At 45.1% G+C, this 19268-nt stretch carries 16 protein-coding genes; 5 read left to right on the forward strand and 11 right to left on the reverse strand.

What is annotated here, in order from left to right; genetic code table 11:
• Positions 1–27 precede the first annotated feature (27 nt).
• Complete coding sequence (phrB, locus tag F955_RS02575) at positions 28–1437, forward strand: deoxyribodipyrimidine photo-lyase (protein ID WP_004890712.1); 1410 nt, start codon at positions 28–30, stop codon at positions 1435–1437.
• A 54-nt stretch (positions 1438–1491) separates the two neighbouring features.
• On the opposite strand, the gene F955_RS02580 is transcribed toward phrB, so the two are convergent.
• Together F955_RS02580 and acs are read right to left on the reverse strand one after the other, a co-directional pair.
• Positions 1492–2673 (reverse strand): acyl-CoA dehydrogenase family protein, encoded by a 1182-nt coding sequence (locus F955_RS02580; RefSeq protein WP_004890714.1) that lies wholly within the window; start codon positions 2671–2673, stop codon positions 1492–1494.
• Positions 2674–2819: 146 nt separating this feature from the next.
• Positions 2820–4763, reverse strand: coding sequence for an acetate--CoA ligase (acs, locus tag F955_RS02585; RefSeq protein ID WP_004890717.1), 1944 nt, complete (start codon positions 4761–4763; stop codon positions 2820–2822).
• Between the two features lie 252 nt (positions 4764–5015).
• On the opposite strand from acs, the gene F955_RS02590 reads away from it, so the two are divergent.
• Positions 5016–5639, forward strand: a complete 624-nt coding sequence (locus F955_RS02590) for a DUF805 domain-containing protein (protein WP_004890720.1) — start codon at positions 5016–5018, stop codon at positions 5637–5639.
• 106 nt (positions 5640–5745) lie between these two features.
• Positions 5746–6726, forward strand: coding sequence for a mechanosensitive ion channel family protein (locus F955_RS02595; RefSeq protein WP_004890723.1), 981 nt, complete (start codon positions 5746–5748; stop codon positions 6724–6726).
• On the opposite strand, the gene F955_RS02600 is transcribed toward F955_RS02595, so the two are convergent.
• From F955_RS02600 to prfB, 5 genes are all read right to left on the reverse strand, one after another.
• Entirely contained in the window at positions 6700–7413 is a 714-nt protein-coding gene (locus tag F955_RS02600; protein ID WP_004890726.1) for a 16S rRNA (uracil(1498)-N(3))-methyltransferase, read from the reverse strand. The two genes, F955_RS02595 and F955_RS02600, sit on opposite strands and share 27 nt — an antisense overlap.
• A 280-nt stretch (positions 7414–7693) precedes the next feature.
• A complete protein-coding gene (locus tag F955_RS02605; protein ID WP_026056715.1) occupies positions 7694–8974 on the reverse strand; it encodes a 3-deoxy-D-manno-octulosonic acid transferase in 1281 nt (426 codons plus the stop codon).
• A gap of 80 nt (positions 8975–9054) precedes the next feature.
• Entirely contained in the window at positions 9055–10140 is a 1086-nt protein-coding gene (locus F955_RS02610) for an alkene reductase (RefSeq protein ID WP_004890731.1), read from the reverse strand.
• Positions 10141–10165: 25 nt separating this feature from the next.
• Positions 10166–10465, reverse strand: coding sequence for an ArsR/SmtB family transcription factor (locus F955_RS02615; RefSeq protein WP_004890734.1), 300 nt, complete (start codon positions 10463–10465; stop codon positions 10166–10168).
• A gap of 146 nt (positions 10466–10611) precedes the next feature.
• A protein-coding gene (prfB, locus tag F955_RS02620; RefSeq protein WP_099046667.1) for a peptide chain release factor 2 occupies positions 10612–11707 on the reverse strand; the annotation gives its coding sequence in 2 pieces (ribosomal slippage) (positions 10612–11634 and positions 11636–11707; 1095 coding nt in all).
• Positions 11708–12195: 488 nt separating this feature from the next.
• Here prfB and F955_RS02625 point away from each other — a divergent pair.
• Positions 12196–12975 carry a putative porin gene (locus tag F955_RS02625; protein WP_004813724.1) on the forward strand — a complete coding sequence of 260 codons (780 nt, stop codon included), beginning with the start codon at positions 12196–12198 and terminating at the stop codon, positions 12973–12975.
• A 159-nt stretch (positions 12976–13134) separates the two neighbouring features.
• Positions 13135–13893, forward strand: coding sequence for a putative porin (locus F955_RS02630; RefSeq protein WP_026056717.1), 759 nt, complete (start codon positions 13135–13137; stop codon positions 13891–13893).
• A 50-nt stretch (positions 13894–13943) separates the two neighbouring features.
• Here F955_RS02630 and recJ read toward each other — a convergent pair whose 3' ends face one another.
• The 4 genes from recJ to guaB form a co-directional block, all read right to left on the reverse strand.
• On the reverse strand, positions 13944–15647 hold the full coding sequence (recJ, locus tag F955_RS02635; RefSeq protein ID WP_004890743.1) for a single-stranded-DNA-specific exonuclease RecJ: 1704 nt from the start codon (positions 15645–15647) through the stop codon (positions 13944–13946).
• Positions 15648–16304 (reverse strand): pyridoxamine 5'-phosphate oxidase, encoded by a 657-nt coding sequence (gene pdxH / locus F955_RS02640; protein WP_004890746.1) that lies wholly within the window; start codon positions 16302–16304, stop codon positions 15648–15650.
• 28 nt (positions 16305–16332) lie between these two features.
• Positions 16333–17664, reverse strand: a complete 1332-nt coding sequence (gene glmM / locus F955_RS02645; RefSeq protein ID WP_004890749.1) for a phosphoglucosamine mutase — start codon at positions 17662–17664, stop codon at positions 16333–16335.
• A 123-nt stretch (positions 17665–17787) separates the two neighbouring features.
• On the reverse strand, positions 17788–19254 hold the full coding sequence (gene guaB, locus F955_RS02650) for an IMP dehydrogenase (RefSeq protein WP_004813737.1): 1467 nt from the start codon (positions 19252–19254) through the stop codon (positions 17788–17790).
• Between the last annotated feature and the right edge of the window lie 14 nt (positions 19255–19268).

Below are 19268 nucleotides of genomic sequence, written 5' to 3' on the forward strand. Positions count from 1 at the left end.
GGCATCTTATTGGTTTAGAAAACTGTCATGCATCTGATCTGGTTCCGGAATGACTTACGCCTTCATGACCACGCTGCCTTATGGCATGCAGCACAAAGCAGGCAATGTCTGGCGCTGGTCATCCTGTCACCTGAACAATGGCAACTGCATCAGGATGCACCGATCAAGATCGACTTCTATCTGCGCCGGCTAAAAATCCTGAAACAGCAGCTAGAAGCATTGAATATCCCTCTTCTTATTTTAAATATTCCACTCTGGAAAGATATTTCAGAGCAGCTCTTGGCACTGTGCCAGCAATTTCAGATCAGCACCGTGCACTGCAATATCGAAACCGGGCTTAATGAGCAGCAGCGTGATCAGGCTGTCGAGCAATTATTGCAACAGCATCAGATTAGTTGTGAATACTATGAAGATCGTACCCTGTTTCCTTTAGGTTCGATCCGCAATCAGAGCCAGCAGCCTTATCAGGTGTTTAGTGCATTTAAAAAGAAATGCTATGAACGGCTGCTTATCGATGTGCCTTCCTGTTATCCAGATATTGAAGTACAGCCCAAGCAAGCTATCGATATATCTCAATTTGATTTGAATGTTTTCGCTCAAAATTATCAGCAAGAGACAGCCAACCCGTATTGGCCAGTTGAAGATAAACTCGCCTTTGAATTACTGAATGAATTTATCGCAGACCGGCTAAAGGATTATAAAACCGATCGGGATTTTCCAGCGATCAACGGTACCAGCCAGTTATCGCCGTATCTAAATATCGGTATTCTTTCAATCCGGGAATGTGTGCAGGCTTTATTCACCTCTTCTCAAGGTTATTTCCAGCTTGAAGATGTCGGTCAGCAGACCTGGCTGGATGAACTGCTCTGGCGTGAATTTTACCAGCATACCCTGCACGATTTTCCTAAAGTGTCCAGACATCAGCCATTTAAGGAAAATACCAAGGCGATAGAATGGCGTGATGCTCCAGAAGATTTAGCTGCCTGGCAGCAAGGCCGGACGGGGATTCCGATTGTTGATGCTGGTATGCGCCAGCTGCTGGCAACGGGCTGGATGCATAACCGGGTACGTATGATTACTGCAATGTTTCTGAGCAAAAACCTGTTGATCGACTGGCGGCTGGGCGAAGCCTGGTTTATGCAACATCTGATTGATGGTGACCTAGCTGCTAACAATGGCGGCTGGCAATGGTGTGCCTCGACCGGCATGGATGCAGCACCTTATTTCCGGATTTTTAATCCGGTGAATCAGTCACAGCGTTTCGATCCCAACGGCGACTATATCCGTGAATGGGTTCCAGAACTGGCACATCTGGATGCTAAAACCATTCATGAACCTTATGCCAAAAATCCAGATTTAGGGCTGCATTATCCAAAACCGATTGTCGATTTAAAACAGTCCCGCGTCCGGGCAATTGAAGTATTTAAACAAATTTAAGTCAAAATACTAACCAATAAAAAGCCTCCAAATGGAAGCTTTTTAAAAGATGAATCAAGCATAAAAACTTGGATCAGGCACTTTACCCGTCAGTATCCATTCACCTATTTCCTGATATTTATAATCCACCGGATCATGCAGGGTCTGGGTGCGTACATTGCGCCAGAAACGGTCCAGATTTAGCTTGGCAGTCGTTGCCCGTGCGCCCATGACCTGGAAAATATTCTGGGTAATATACAGTGAAGTATGGGTTGCGGCAATTTTTGCGGTGGCAATGGCAATAGATACTTCACCACGCTCTTCAACTGTTAGATCAGGCCCAACATTCCAAGCCTTTTGCAAAGTCTGAATGGCTTTATTTGCCAATAGACGTACACCTTCTAGCTGTACATAAAAATCGGCAAAATGCTTCTGGGTAAAGGGATCATTGACTGCATTTTCAACCAGTGATTTCGACCAGGCTTTCTGACTTTGTACCGTCTGCTTGGCTACTTCAAAAGCCCCTTCCGCTACACCGAGGAACATATGCACAAAAATCAGCTGGGCAATCAATGGACGCAGGCTGGAATATGGTGTACTCAATGGTCCTGGATTCAATAACAGCTCATCTTTATGAATTTTCACCTGTTCAAAATGACTGGTACCACTGTCTGTTTGACGCTGGCCCATATTATTCCAGTCACCCAGGAAGCTGACGCCTTCACGCTGGGTCGGAATTACGCCAATCAGTAGTTGGCCCTCTTCGTTATAACCTGAACAGAGCAGGATGTCTGAGTCGATTGAACCGGAACAGAAGCTCTTGTCTCCATGGAAAATATATTCTTGGTCAGAAACTTTAATGGCTGTCGTACGTCGATCCAGCGGGTTTAAGGTATTGCCCCAGAATAGGTTTTTACGTGCAGTCTGTTCAAACCATAAGCCATATTGTTCCGGCTGTGAGAACAGCTGTACCGTCGCAATCAACAGATGATGAAAGCCATAAACATGTGCCAGTGAACTGTCTACGCGTGCAATTGCCTGAATGGTCTGGAAAATTGTCTGCCAGTCTGCACCCAGCCCGCCATATTGCTTTGGAATAGACAACCCGAGCAAGCCACTGTCACGAATCAGGTCGCGTTGCTGCTTGGGATTGCCCCCCTGTTTATCACGTTCAGCTGCGCTCAGGGCAAACTGATCTGCCAGAGACTGAGCAATATCAAGCGGAGATTGATTCAGGTATTGTTGTCGCACATTCATTCTTTTGTACTCATTTCAGCTATCTACAGCATGCCAGAAGCTTAACAGATCAAACTCGGAGCCCATATCCGAAAGCATGCAGAGCTTATCAGTGATATAAAAATACCGGCTAAAGAAAGCCGGTATTCTCTTGATTTTATAAAAATTTAAGCTGTTTTTTGCACTTCAGCAATCAGGTTATCCACCACCTGTGGTTCGGCTAAAGTTGAAGTATCACCTAAGCTATCCAGCTCATTCGCTGCAATTTTTCTCAAGATCCGGCGCATGATTTTACCAGAGCGGGTTTTCGGTAATGCCGGCGCCCAGTGCAGTGCATCTGGCGTCGCGACTGGTCCAAGAATCTTGCGCACCCAGGCCACCAGTTCAGCACGCAGTTCTTCCGTACTCTCGGTTCCTGCCTGCAGAGTCACGAAAGCACAGATACCCTGACCTTTAATATCATGCGGCATACCCACGACTGCAGCTTCAGCTACAGACTCATGTGCCACCAACGCACTTTCAATTTCAGCTGTTCCCAGACGATGACCTGATACATTCAGCACGTCATCGACACGACCAGTAATCCAGTAATAGCCATCTTCATCCCGACGGGCACCATCACCCGTGAAATAGGTCCCCGGATAAGTCGAGAAATAAGCCTCGATAAAGCGTTCCGGATCACCCCAGATGGTGCGCATCTGACCTGGCCAGGAATCCTTGATCACCAGATTACCTTCCACTGCACCTTCCATCTCTTTGCCTTCAGCATCAACAATCGCTGGCTGCACACCAAAGAATGGCCGGGTTGCAGAGCCCGGTTTCAGATCGGTCGCACCCGGTAATGGGGTAATCATGAAACCACCGGTTTCGGTTTGCCACCAGGTATCCACGATCGGACAGCGACTTTCACCTACCACACTGTAGTACCAGTTCCAGGCTTCCGGATTAATCGGTTCCCCGACTGAACCAAGCAGGCGCAGGCTGCTGCGGTCACTTTCACGCACAAAGGCATCCCCTTCACGCATCATGGCGCGAATCGCAGTGGGTGCGGTGTAGAGAATAGTGACATTGTGTTTGTCCACGATATGCCCGGTGCGTGCCCAGCTTGGATATTGCGGAACCCCTTCAAACATGACTGTGGTGGTACCGTTCGACAATGGACCATACAGTACATAGGAATGACCCGTAATCCAGCCCACATCAGCTGTACACCAGAACACGTCATCCTGCTTGATGTCGAAAATTTCGCGGAAGCTAGAGTTCACATACGTCAGATAACCACCGGTGGTATGCAGTACCCCTTTTGGCTTGCCTGTTGAACCCGATGTATACAGAATAAACAGTGGATCTTCTGCATTCATGGGTTCAGGTGGGCAGATCTCATTGACCGTCATGATTTCCATGTGATACCACAGATCCCGACCTTCCTTCATTTCGATCGGATTACCCGTGCGATGCACCACCATGACGTGCTCTACTGATTCAGTACCAGCAATTTTCAGGGCTTCATCCACATTGGCTTTCAGCGGAATGGGCTTGCCGCCACGCATACCGGAGTCAGCTGTGATGACCATTTTCGCCTGACTGTCCTCAATACGGCTAGCCAGCGAGTCTGGCGAGAAACCGCCAAATACCACGCAATGTACTGCGCCAATACGGGCACAGGCCAGCATGGCAATCGCAGCTTCAGAGACCATTGGCATGTACAGCACCACACGGTCACCTTTCTTGATGCCGTTCTTTTTCAGGACATTGGCAAAGCGGCAGGTTTCATCATACAGCTCATGAAAAGAGATAATCTTGTGACGGGATGGATGATCCCCTTCCCAGATAATTGCCGGCTTATAAGGATGTTCTTTTAGATGGCGGTCCAGACAGTTGGCACTGACATTCAGCTGACCATCAGCAAACCATTCGATCTTGAAATTATCTTTGTCGAAGCTGGTATCTTTAACTTTGGTAAATGGCTTGATCCAGTCAAGGCGCTGGGCTTGCTCGGCCCAAAACTCATCCGGTTCTTCAATAGAGCGCTGATAGCGTTCGAAATATTCAGCCTCGGTGGTCCGTGCGGTTTTTTTAAATTCTGCTGGTACAGGATAGATCTCTTTCATTATTTACTTCCTTGATCTTATTCCCTCTCATCACGAGAGGTTCATGCCACGTTATTGATTGTTTTTTATGCATAGCTCAGTATGAACGGCTTATCTCAAATTGGACAATCATGCTTTGGTCGTATTCTGATCAATTCATTTAAAACATAGGTTTACAGATGAATCCAATACATTCCTGTCTAGTTTTCGTATCTCACCATTCCGTTTAATCTTATAATAGTGTTGAATTTTTATACTTCCTTACAGGCAAACATGTTTGCCTGTTTTCAATTACTTGAACTGGCTCAGCCCATGAATTCTAAAGATACTTCGCCATTCTTCTCCCGCTCTCCGGCACCTTCCAATGATAATCCGCTATCTCTTGAAGGGCGCTTTGGCCGGCTCAGCTTTATTGGCTGGTACGCTTTCCTGCATATCATTTTTTTCTTTGCTTCGATTGCCCTCAGTCTGGTCAGCGGTATTTTCAGCCTGACCACCTTGTCTCTGGATAATCGGCAGTTTGTTGATGCACTGACTGGTTTGGCTGGCTTGGGCTATCTGCTGTTGGTTGTGTTCTATCTGTATTTCTATATTGTGGTAGTGGCACGCCGCCTGCATGACCTGAATAAATCTGGCTGGCTGATGCTGCTGATGCTAGTGCCGGTGGTTAATATTTTATTTATTTTCTATCTGCTGCTGGCAAGAGGCACAGCAGGACATAACCGCTTTGGTGCACCGCGACCAACTGCAGTCTGGGAAAAAATTCTGGCCTGGCTGATAATACTATTGACCGTGTTAAGTCTGTTTGCTGCTAGCAGCATGGTATCCTTCATGATGGGAAGTGGTGAGCTGGAAAGTCCACAGGAAGTGATCCAGCAAGGGACAGAATATTTTTAAGCTTATGTTAAATTTTGCTACCACCCGCAAGGGCTATGCAACTTTCTATTAAGTTCAATGTAAAAATCAGGCAAAATAATGCGATTTTTTTATAATCGGGATACTCGTGGCTGAAAAAGACAATGCTCTAAGCCAAGTGACTGAAGGGACCACTGAGCTGTTGCATCAAGCAACTGAAAAAACTGCTCAGACCGTCATTGAGCACACGGCTAAATATAATGATGCGTATTCAACCGTCGATAAATTTATTGAGGCGTTTTGGGAGCGCCTGCCTTATATCTGTATCGCACTGGTAGTTTTCAGTATCTTTTACCTGCTTTCGAAACTGTTCAAGTTTTTTGTACGTAAAGCGATTGGTGAACGGAGTTACAGTAAACAGAACCTGGTATTGGTACTTAACCGTGTCGGTACATCTGCAATTATTTTTATTGGCTTCCTGATTGCCATGGTCATTGCTATTCCAGGCTTTACACCCGGGCAGCTGATGAGTGCCTTGGGGATTGGTTCGGTGGCGATCGGTTTCGCTTTCAAGGATATTTTCCAGAACCTGTTGTCCGGCGTGCTGATTCTGCTCGGTGAACCGTTTAAAATTGGCGATGACATTATTGTCTCAGGCATGGAAGGCACGGTAGAAGATATCCAGATCCGTGCAACTTTCCTGCGCTCACCCGATGGCCGCCGTATTGTGATTCCAAATGCAACGGTTTATACCAGTGCCGTGACAGTAAATACGGCTTATCCGCGCCGCCGCTGTCAGTTTGTGGTTGGTATTGGCTATGAAGATGATGTGCAGAAAGCCAAGAGTATCATTATGGCAATTCTGGACAAGGATCAGTTGATCCTCAGCCAGCCCGCTTTTAATGTCAATGTGACTCAACTGGCTGACTTCTCAATTAATCTGACGGTAACTTGGTGGGTCGATACCCAGGAAAATTCTACAGGTAATTCAATTAGTACCGTTCAGGAACATGTGATTGAAGCCTTCGCGGAACATGGCATTTCAATTCCCTACCCTGTACAGGAAGTAAAAGTGTACCGTGGTGAAAATACTGAAGATGATTCAGGCCGTGCCAAACAGTCGACCTAAGACATAAGGGATTACTGTTTCAGTACGGATAATACGGTTGCCAAGGCTCACAGCCTGGCAGCCGTTTTTTATAAGCAGATCTATTTCATAAGGAATAAAACCGCCTTCTGGTCCAATCACCACCGTACACGGATGCTCAATTGCAAAAGGCATTTTGCTTTCAGCATAAGGATGCGCCACATAAGCCGGGCAATCTGTGCGAATCAAGGTCGGTAGTACATCTTCTACAAAGGGTTTAAAACGTTTATAGAGTTCAATTTTCGGCGCAATCGTATCCCCGGCCTGTTCCAGTCCCAGCTCTATATAATGATCTAACTGTTGTAAAAATGGAGTTTGCCAATAGCTTTTATCAACCCGATAACTATGCAGCAGAATGATCTTCTCTACCCCAAGTGTCGCCGCATCCATAATTAAACGACGCAACACTTTCGGACGTGGTAAAGCCACAATCAGCGTCACTGGCAACTTCGCAGGCACAGCTTCTTCTTTTAAGGGTTTGAAACGAACTGTTTTTTCTGTAATTTCGATAATTTCCGTAAGATACCGTTTGCCTTCACGGATACCCACTTTAAGCGTATCACCGACTTGAATATCCAGATGCTGTTGCAAATGTTCCAATTGACGTTTGGCACTGATCGCCCAAATCTCAGATTGGGTTTGACGAGGATCAAGTAGGACGATGTTCATAACTAAAAACCAATTAAAAGATTTAATTCAGTAACGCATTGTCTGCACGACAATCATCAGCACAACAATGAGTCATATAGGAATCACAACTCAATATAGGAATCACAACTCGCCATTGGCATTCGTGACAGGTGACATGGATGTTACCCGTTTGATTGGGGTACATGGATATATCCTCAATCAAACAAAAGATTTTTGCTACTTTTCATCTCTGAAAAGTAGGTCATCTCTACAATTAAACTTTTAGTAGTAAACCGATATATGCGAGTGTGGTGCAGTTTTACAAATACTGATCTATTACTGCAATATGCTTGGCAAGCGAACCCTGATTCTGCTGCATAATCTTTTGTGCTGCGGTATTTAAACTTTCTGCCTTGGATGAATCATTTAGAATCTTCAGCAAAGTCATAGCAGCCTGCTGAGCATTTTCGACCACTTCTACAGCCTGAGCTTCCACAAACTCATCCACAATAGTCTGGAAATTAAAATAATTCTTGCCCAAAATAGTTGGCACATTCAGCGCGATTGGCTCCAGAATATTGTGTCCACCCCCTGGCTCATTCAATGAACCACCGACATAACAGGTCTTACTTAAAGCATACCATAGCCACATTTCACCCATTGAATCTGCCAGATAAATCTGGGTATTAGCTTCAACTTTCTGCCCTAAACTACGGCGCTGGGTGCGTAAATTTAAAGCTTGAGCTGCCTGAAACACTTCATCAAAACGTTCCGGATGACGTGGCACCACAATACACAGTAAGTTTGGATCAGTATCTAGAGCCGGTTTTAATTCGGCCATCAGCTGCTGTTCTTCCGGTGCATGGGTACTGGCCAAGGTAATGATCTTACGGCCTTGTAAAGTCCATTCCCGTTTTAACTCACTCGCATGCTCAATAAACTGCTGTGGTGCCGTGATATCAAACTTGATATTGCCTAAAACCTGGGTTTTTTTAGTTTCGATGCCTAAATCAATATAACGTTGTTGGGTTGCAAGATCCTGAGCCAATAGCTGCTGCATTGCGTTCAGCATGCCACGGGTTAGCCCTTTGACCTTGCCATAACCTTGAGCTGATTTTTCTGAAAGACGGGCATTCAGCAACAGACAAGGCACCTTATAATTCTTTGCCTGATCAATGAGATTTGGCCAGAGCTCAGTTTCCATTAATAGCAATAATTTCGGCTGATATTTCTGATAAAAATCCTGAATCAGATGTTTTTGATCGGCAGGTAAATAAACTGCCTGAAATAAATTTAAATAGGGTTCTTTAAGAAAAAGAGATTTAGCGCGTGCCTGACCTGTTTTAGTGGTATTGGTCACCAGCACCGGATGGCCTGATTTTAAATAATATTCAATCAGTGGCTGTGCTGCATTGGTCTCTCCAACCGAAACCACATGAAACCAGATGGCATGTTTGTTTTTTGGGGTCTGAAACGGACCAAAACGCTCAAGCAATTCCTGTTGTAGTTGTTCAGGACTTTCCGCACGCTTGCGAATACGTGACTGATATAAAGGCTTGATCAGTGTCAGTGCCGCGTTGTACCAAAAAGGAGTAGCCAAATGTTGCCCCGAAATTGAGTGAATCGGCAAAATATAACAGAGCCACATCGACATGTTAACCGATGTAGCTCATTTTCAGATTATTCTATTGTGCTTAAAACTTTTACTTCGGCCAAAGTCGGGTAATCAATATAACCCTCAGCCGCCTGACTGCCGATCATATTTTCCAGTTTTAGCTCGTTCAGCGGTGCATCTTGCAGCAGACGCTCGTATAGGTCAGGATTGGCAATATAGGCCTTACCAAAAGAGACCGCATCTGCTTTACCTGAGGCTAAAAGTTGAATAGCATCCTCACGGCTCAAGCGCATGTTGGCAATATACGGCACGCCACCTGAACGCTGTTTCATATATTCAGAAATGCTGTCTTCAGCCAGATATTCACGGGTAAAGAAAAACGCGATCTGACGTTTGCCCAGCTGCTCCATCGCATAACCAAATGTTTCACGTGGATCATCATCACCCATATCATGCTCGTCACCACGTGGTGCCAGATGCACACCAACACGATCTGCGCCCCAGACTTCGATCAAGGCATCCACCACTTCCAGCAGGAAACGAGCCCGGTTTTCAACAGAACCACCGTATTCATCTTCACGCTTGTTGGTCTTGGTTTGCAGGAACTGGTCAATCAGATAACCATTGGCGCCATGCAACTCTACTCCATCAAAACCGGCGTCTTTGGCACGAATAGCAGCCTGCTTATATTGCTCGGTAATGGCATGAATTTCTGAGATTTCCAGCGGACGTGGAAGAACATAAGGGCGCTTAGGACGTAACAGGCTGACGTGACCGGCCTGTTGTACTGAACTTGCAGATACCGGTGTTTCACCATTTAACAGCTCTGGATCAGAAACACGCCCCACATGCCATAGTTGGGCAACGATTAAACCACCCTTCTCATGTACAGCATTGGTTACCAGTTTCCAGCCTTCGACCTGTGCATCTGTAAATAGCCCAGGTGTATTGCGGTAACCATTGGCTTCTTCAGAAATGACAGTCGCTTCAGAAATGATCAGGCCTGCACTTGCACGTTGGGCATAATACTCAGCCATCATCGCGGTTGGGACACGCTCATCAGTTGCACGACTACGGGTTAAAGGTGCCATGATGACACGGTTTTTTAATTCAAGCGCACCCAGTTTCAGGGGGGTATTTAATTCAGCCATACTGACTCCGACCTCCAGATATGTTTTAGAGGTATTGTTGTAGATGTTCGATGTACTGCTGAATCAAAGCTTCGTTGCGGGAGAAATATGACCATTGCCCATGTTTGGTGGCGGTAATTAATCCCGCCTGCTGTAACACGGACAAATGATTGGACATGGTGGACTGCGAAACTTGCCCTAATTTTTCAATCTGGCCCGCACAAACACCACGCTGAAAGCCGCCACATTCTTCGGCAGACAGAAACTGCTCTGGTGTTTTTAACCATTCCAGAATTTGCCGGCGTGTGGGATTTGCCAGTGCTTTAAAGATCAGATCAAAGTCCATAGTCACATCACATAGTCGTGCGCAACAAAGCTGATTGCAGCATTTATCCCATTATATCGTATTTTTTCGATTTATATATCGAATATTTTAGATATAAGAGTCACAAACTGTATCTGCTTTGCTACGCAGAGAGTTAAAAGGTCTGCTTACAGGCCTTGTTTCAAGCTTGCTTCAATAAATTTATCCAGATCACCATCCAGAACTGCACCTGTATTTGAATTTTCAACACCAGTACGTAAGTCTTTGATACGTGAGTCATCCAGTACATAAGAACGGATCTGGCTACCCCAACCAATGTCAGACTTCGAGTCTTCTAATGCCTGAGCGGCTTCATTACGTTTGCTCATTTCCAGTTCATAGAGTTTTGCACGTAACTGTTTCCAGGCATGGTCACGGTTGGCATGTTGTGAACGCTGGTTTTGACAGGCCACCACAATACCGGTTGGAATATGGGTCAGACGTACCGCAGAGTCAGTTTTGTTAATGTGCTGACCACCGGCACCCGAGGCACGGTAAGTATCGGTACGGACATCTGAAGGATTGATTTCAATCTCAATATTGTCATCTACTTCAGGCGATACAAATACTGCAGAGAATGAGGTATGACGGCGGTTACCCGAGTCAAATGGTGATTTACGTACTAGACGGTGTACACCTGATTCGGTACGTAACCAGCCATAGGCATACTCACCTTCTACACGGATCGTAGCAGACTTAATCCCGGCTACATCACCGTCAGACTCTTCCATCACTTCTGCTTTAAAACCATGACGTTCAATCCAGCGCATGTACATACGCAGCAGCATCGATGCCCAGTCTTGTGCTTCTGTACCACCTGAACCTGCCTGAATTTCCACATAGCATGGATTCGGATCCATCGGATTACTGAACATACGACGGAATTCAAGCTTTGCCAGCTCTTCCTCTGCTGTTGTCAATTCTGCCTGTACATCTTCAAGCATGGCTTCTTCATCGGCTTCTACAGCCAGATCAAGCATGGCTTGTGCATCTTCAAGCTGATTCGCCAGACCATCCAGTACATTCAGTACATTCTCAAGCTCGCCTTTTTCTTTGGCCATAGCCTGCGCACGGTTCTGATCATTCCAGATGGCTGGATCTTCTAATTCACGGAGAACCTCTTCCAAACGCTCTTTTTTCAGATCGTAGTCAAAGATACCCCCGTAGTGTTTGACCACGTTCGTTCAAGTCTTTTAGCTGGAGTAGATAAGGATTAATTTCCACGTGAATTTCTCTCAATCAATAAGGCATAAATTTTTAGCAGGCAATTATATCACAGTCCTTTCCCGCAGTTTGAACAGGACATCTGTATGATTTCTGCCTGCCATAAATATTTATTTCAATAATTCAACTCAATCAATTTAGCAGTGTTGATTCATCTTCATATAGAGAGAAAATGCATTCAAAATGAATTTTATTAACGAAAAATTTCTAATTTTTTAAAACTCAACGAGTCTATTTAATCATAAATTTTCTGATTATTTATTAATCAAAATGTCTAAAATTCACAATCTTTACATAGTTTTAATAAAACAAAACATTGTTCTTTTTATTTATATTTCAATGAATTAAAATCATAAAATTACACAAAATTACTGAATTGACATTAATGTAACTTTCCCTTGATTGACGATCTGCCGATTTGGGCTAGACTGAAACTGTAACAAAAAATGTATTAAATCCCAGCCAAAATTTCAGAGGGGAGTATCCGCATGAAAAAATTAGCAATCGCTTCAGCACTAATTTCAGCCGTAGCTTTTACGGGTACCGCAGCACATGCTTATCAAGCAGAAATTGGTGCATCAGCAGGCTTAACAGATCCGGACAACGGTAGTTCAAGCGGCTCTTTCGGTGTAGATGGCACTTACTACTTTAATCCTGTACAAACGCGTAATTCACCATTAGCCGAAGCTGCTTTCCTTGATCGTGCAAGCAATGTGAAAGCTGAATACCAGTATGATGAAATTGGTGATGCAGAAGCACATCGTTACGGTGTCGGTGCAGAATACTTTGTACCGAATTCAGACTTCTATCTAGGTGGTAAGGTAAGTGGTCATGATTTACAAGACAATGATGACTTCGATAATGACCTGACTACTTATGCTGCAGAAGTGGGTTACCTTCCAGCGCCAGGCTTATTGATTGCTGCTGGTGTGAAAGGATGGGATAACGACCGTGATGACGGTGTAGATCCAACACTTCGTGCAAAATATGTGACTACCTTAAGCAACGGTAAAGACATTAACCTTGAAGCTGGTGCCGCTTTTGGTGATCTTGATGAGTACAACCTGAAAGCTGACTACTTTATCGATAAAACTTTAAGCGTTGGTGCTGACTATCAGAACAATGACCTTATCGACCGTAGTGAATTTGGTGTGAGTGCACGTAAATTCATCAACCAGCAAGTTAGCCTTGAAGGCCGTGTAGGCTTTGGTGAAGCAGGTAATAATGACTACAACAAATTTGGTGTAGCTGCAAAATACCGCTTCTAATTTAAGTTAGACATAGCTTTAATAAAAAAGCCCTTCTTCGGAGGGGCTTTTTTAATGCACCAAAATAAGACCAATGGTCTTGACCATAAGAATAAAAAACATACAATTTGTTACAAGTATAAAATTTCAAGTTTTATCAATAACAACCGAGACTTTTACATGTTAAAAAAAATTGTACTTGTAACTGCCCTGCTGGGTACATTTGGTTTGAGCCATGCTTATCAGACTGAAGTAGGTGGTAATCTGATTTATATTGATCCCGATCAAGGAGATTCTGCAATCGGATTTGGTCTAGATGGAACCTACTACTTTAATCCTGTACAAGTGAAAAACGCCCCATTCAATGAAGCTGCTTTTTTAAATCGTGCCAGTAATGTGAATGGTGGGTTTGCCTATATTAGTAATGATGACATCGATACTACGAGTTTAGGAGCAGGCGTAGAATTATTTGTACCTAACTCTGATTTCTATATCAGTGCTGACATTAGCCATAATGAAACAGAAGTTGAACTTGGCCCTGTCACAGCCGAATCAGATCTAACCACGTATGGTGCTGAAGTAGGTTATTTACCAGTACCAGGCCTACTACTTGCAGCTGGCCTGCGTGGTTGGGACAATGACAATGATGATGGTGTTGATCCAACTTTACGCGCTAAATATGTTGCACCATTGGCAGGTAATGACATCAACCTCGAAGCTTATTTCGGTCTCGGCGATTTAGATGAATTCTCATTACGTGGCGACTACTACTTTGATAAAACCTTTAGCATAGGCGTTGACTATTATGACAATGATGTCTATGACGAGTTTGGCATCAATGCAAAAAAATTCTTCAGTCCTCAAATGAGCCTTGAAGGACGTATAGGCTTAGGTGATGATGAAGATTCTTTCTCTGTTCGTGCAGCATATCGCTTCTAATTAAATATTACAGAGTATAAAAAAACCGCTCTTTTGAGCGGTTTTTTTATTTACTGTTCCAGATGTGCAATCCGCATCTGCAAACTGACATTGCCATTAAAGATATTTTTGTCCAGTTCATAGACCAGACGTACATTGTCCTGCATTGGGTCAAACTGATATTTGCTGGCTGCATTAAAGGCAATCGCATCCACCACTTGTCCATTTTCCAGCGCCACTCGCAGCTTCAGATGTACCTCTTTAAGCCAGCGATAATCCAATACTTTAAATATGCCTTCAAATATAGGTTGTGGAAATTTCTGTCCCCATGGGCTCAGATTATGTAGAAGATCTACTGTATCAATCTGAAATGCAGAGGCTGGCAGCTCACCATCAGTCCATAACGTTGCAGTAAACAGACTTTCATCCATACTGCCTATTAACTGTTCAAAGGTCTGCTTAAATTCAGCAAAATGTGCTTTTTTAATGGTCAGGCCTGCCGCAGCTGCATGCCCACCAAAGTGACTGACAATATGTGGATTTTGTTCAGCCACCCGCTCAATCGCATCACGGATATGAATCCCCTCAATTGAACGTGCAGAACCCTTGATATGAATGCCATCTTCATCTGCAGCAAAAACAATACTTGGACGATGAAACTGTTCTTTTAAACGTCCAGCGACAATTCCAATCACGCCTTGATGCCAATGCTGTTCAAACATGATCAGGGCAGCCGGCAGCTCTATTTCATCCAGCTGGATTTTTTCCAGTTCAGCCAGCGCCTCCTGCTTGATCTTGCCTTCGACCTGACGGCGCTCGACATTGAGCTGATTCAGCTGTTCTGCGAGTGGATAAGCAGTTGCCAGATCTTTAGCGAGCAGACATTCAATCCCGATATCCATGGTTTCCATACGTCCAGCCGCATTAATTCGCGGGCCCAGCACAAAACCGAGATCTTGGGCTTTTAACGTTGCTGCATCCCGCCCTGCGATTTCCAGCAGTGCACTAATCCCTGGACGGCATAAGTGCTGCTGAATCCGTTTCAGCCCAGCATCAACCAGAATGCGGTTGTTATAGTCTAGGCTAGCTACATCTGCATAGGTTCCCAGTGCCACCAGATCCAGATAGTTGGTGATTACTGTAGAAGACTTACCAAGCTTCTTACGATGGGTAGATAGATTGGCTAATACATAGAAAGCCACGCCTACCCCAGCCAGTGCCTTGCTTGGGAATTCACAACCGAGCTGATTTGGATTGACCACTGCTTCAGCAGCAGGTGTCGGTTTGGTGGTAAGATGGTGATCAGTGATAATCACTTGCATACCATGATCTTGTGCCTGTTTCACCCCGTCATGACTGGAAATACCATTATCCACAGTAATGAGTAGATCAGGGGTAAAACTGGCAAATGCCAGATCAGCAATTGCCGGCGTTAAGCCATAGCCATATTTAAAACGGTCGGGGACCAGATAATCAACATCCGCTCCCATATCACGCAGTGCCAGCAGCATTAATGCGGTACTGGTGGCACCATCGGCATCATAATCACCGACAATCACGATTTTCTGACCTGCATCAATCGCTGCATCGATCAGCTGAATGGCTTCCGGCAAGCCTTTCATGCTCGGTGCCAACAGATGCTTGAGTTTCAGCTCAAGCTCCTGCTGCGATTCCACTCCACGGCGTGCCAGAATCTCTGCAATAAAAGACGGTACGTCCTGAAAAGATTCAGGACGGGTCAGTAAAGGGCGCTGCTTGATTTCAAGTTTTGGCATTTATGGCATCAGTCGCTGCAATGTCCAGGCATCGTCAGTCCTGGTATAACTCAGACGATCATGCAAACGATTTGGACGTCCTTGCCAGAATTCATAATAATCAGGTACTAAACGGTAACCACCCCAGAATTCTGGCTTATCAAGCTGTTCCTGGTTCGCCATCGTATCATGGTAGTCCCAGAAACGCTGCTGCAGTTCATCGCGACTGGCAATCACACCACTCTGGGGCGTACTGACATGCGCAGCAATCTGACTGTCACGTGGACGCTTATGATAATAATCTGTGGATTCTTCTTCAGAGATTTTAACTACACGCCCAGAAACACGGATTTGTCGTTCCTGCTCCTGCCAGTAAAATAGCAGCTCAGCATAAGGATTTACCTCAAGATCCATCCCTTTCTGGCTATCATAATTGGTATAGAAAGCATAGCCATCTGGAGTCGCCCCACGTAGCAAGACTGTGCGTACATGCGGACGACCTTGCGCATTTGCCGTAGCCAGTGACATGGCATAAGGCTCATGCAATTGCGCTGCCAGGGCATGGTTAAACCAGAGCAAAAACTGTTCATGTGGATCCAGTTTAACCTGATCCTCAAGCAGCTCGCCTTTCTGATAATTCAGGCGTAGTTCACTCAGATCTTTAATTAAATCAGTCATTCCATCTCTCTATAATCAGTCAGCAAGTTTAGGCAGCATTGGCACGTATAGCATCTGCCAATGAATGGGCCAGTGTAGTGACTTCATCCAGGTCTTCGCCTTCCACCATAACACGAATAACCGGCTCAGTACCTGACTTACGAATCAGCAAGCGGCCACGGCCTTTCAGCTGTTGTTCTGCTTTTTCAAATTCAGCAGCAAGCGCAGGGACGGCGTACGGATCAAACATGGCATCCAGACGCACATTGACCAATACGTTCGGTAACAAGCGGAAATCAGCTACCAGTTCATGCAGGGCTTTCTTCTGCTCAACCATCACTGTCAATACTTGTAGCGCAGCAATAATGGCATCACCCGTGGTGCTCTTGTCTAATGTCAGGATATGACCGGATGGCTCACCGCCAGTGACCCAGCCCTTTTGCTCCAGACCTTGTAATACATGACGGTCACCCACCTTGGCACGCAAGAATGGGACTTGGGCTTTTTCTAGAGCCAGTTCCAGCGCCATATTACTCATGAGTGTGCCCACAATTCCTGCTGGCTTATTTTTGGCCTGAGTGGCAAGGATATACAGAATATGGTCACCAGTAATCTGCTCACCGTTTTTGTCGACCATAATGACACGGTCAGCATCTCCATCAAAGGCAATCCCAAGATCAGCCTGATATTCAACGACTGCTTTTTGCAGATTCTCAGGATGAGTTGAGCCACAGTCTTTATTGATATTGAGACCATCAGGATCATCAAACATTGCAATAACTTTTGCACCCAATTCACGGAACACTGCAGGACCTACGTTATAGGCTGCCCCATTGGCACAATCCACTACAATCGTTAAATCATTCAGATCTAAATGATAAGGGAATGTCGATTTACAGAATTCGATATAACGACCATTGGCATCTTTGACACGGAAACTTTTACCCAGGTTCGCCGTATCTTCAATACTTATTTCTTTTTCGAGCTCCTGATTAATTTCATCCTGCAAAGCATCTGGCAGTTTTTTGCCCTCACCCGAGAAGAATTTAATCCCATTATCAAAATACGGATTATGAGAAGCTGAAATAACAATACCCAGACTGGCATGCAGTGCACGGGTCAAATGGGCAATTGCAGGAGTCGGTAATGGACCCAGTAAATGTACATAAACACCTGCTGCGTTCAGGCCTGCCTGCAAGGCAGATTCTAAAATATAGCCTGATAAACGCGTATCTTTTCCCATCACCACCAGCGGTTTATTTTTCTTACTATATCGCTTGAGTACCTTTCCTGCAGCAAAGCCTAATTTAAGCGCAAACTCAGGCGTAATTGGCAATTCGCCAAACTTGCCACGGATACCATCGGTGCCAAAATAACTCATCGTTGTCTCACTTCTTATTGGGTGATTTCCATCATCCATTTTTACAATGTGTGACACTTTACACCAAAATAAAAAAGCCGTCATTGCTATGACGGCTTTTTTCGAACGAGTGCAGAAAGGAAATTAGCCAACGCGATAATTCGGCGCTTCCTTGGTAATCGTCACGTCATGTACGTGAGATTCAGACATACCTGCAGAAGTGATTTTCACAAACTTCGCATTTTGGCGAAGATCTTCAATTACTGCAGAACCGGTATAACCCATAGATGAACGCAGACCGCCCATCATTTGATGCACGATGTTACCCATTGGACCTTTATAAGGCACACGCCCTTCAATGCCTTCTGGAACCAGTTTCTCGGCACCCGCTTTAGAATCCTGGAAATAACGGTCCGCAGAACCTGTTGCTCCAGCCATCGCACCCAATGAGCCCATACCACGGTAAGCTTTATAGTAACGACCCTGGAAGAACTCAACTTCACCTGGTGCTTCTTCGGTACCAGCCAACAGTGAACCCACCATGATGGTGCTTGCACCAGCGCCAATCGCTTTTGCCATATCGCCAGAGAAACGGATACCACCATCAGCAATCAATGGAATCTGTTCTTTCAATGCATTCGCAACTGAATCGATTGCAGAGATTTGTGGCATACCAATACCGGCAACAATACGCGTCGTACAGATTGAACCAGGACCGATACCCACTTTAACAGCATCTGCACCAGCATCCAGAAGTGCAAGTGCAGCATCACCCGTTGCAATGTTACCGCCAATCACCTGAACTTGTGGGAAGTTCTGTTTTACCCAACGTACACGTTCAATCACACCAGCAGAGTGACCATGTGCAGTATCGACGACAATCACGTCTACACCAGCTTCAACCAATGCTTCAACACGGCTTGGTGTTTCTGCACCCGTACCAACTGCAGCACCCACGCGTAGGCGACCTAAGTCATCTTTACAGCTGTTTGGATAGCTTTCAGCTTTGCGGAAATCTGTAACCGTGATCAAACCTTTCAGTTCTTGCTGTTCATTTACCACCAGAACTTTTTCGATACGGTGTTTTTGCAGTAAGGCCTGGATGTTTTCTTTCGACTCACCTTCACGAACTGTGACCAGACGATCCTGACCTGTCATGATGTTACTGACTGGCTGTTCAAGATTGGTTTCAAAGCGTGTATCACGACCTGTCACGATACCAACCACTTTGCCATCTTTAACAACAGGTACACCGCTAATATTGTTTGCCTGAGTTAAGGCAATCAACTCACGAACGGTAGTTTCTGGGGTAACAATGATTGGATCTTTCACCATACCCGCTTCGAATTTCTTCACACGACGTACTTCAGCAGCCTGTGCAGCAATATCCATGTTCTTGTGCAGAATACCGATACCACCATTTTGCGCCATTGCAATCGCCATACGGGATTCAGTCACCGTATCCATAGCTGCAGACACAAGAGGAATATTCAGGTTAATGCCACGAGTCAGGCGTGTCTTTAGAGAGACATCTTTTGGGAGAACAGTAGAGTAGGCAGGGAGTAATAGGACATCATCGAAGGTTAACGCGTCTTGAACGATGGTCAACATAACAGTCTCACTGG

It is taken from the genome of Acinetobacter schindleri CIP 107287 (genome assembly GCF_000368625.1).
In the GTDB taxonomy this organism is placed as follows: Bacteria; Pseudomonadota; Gammaproteobacteria; order Pseudomonadales; family Moraxellaceae; genus Acinetobacter; species Acinetobacter schindleri.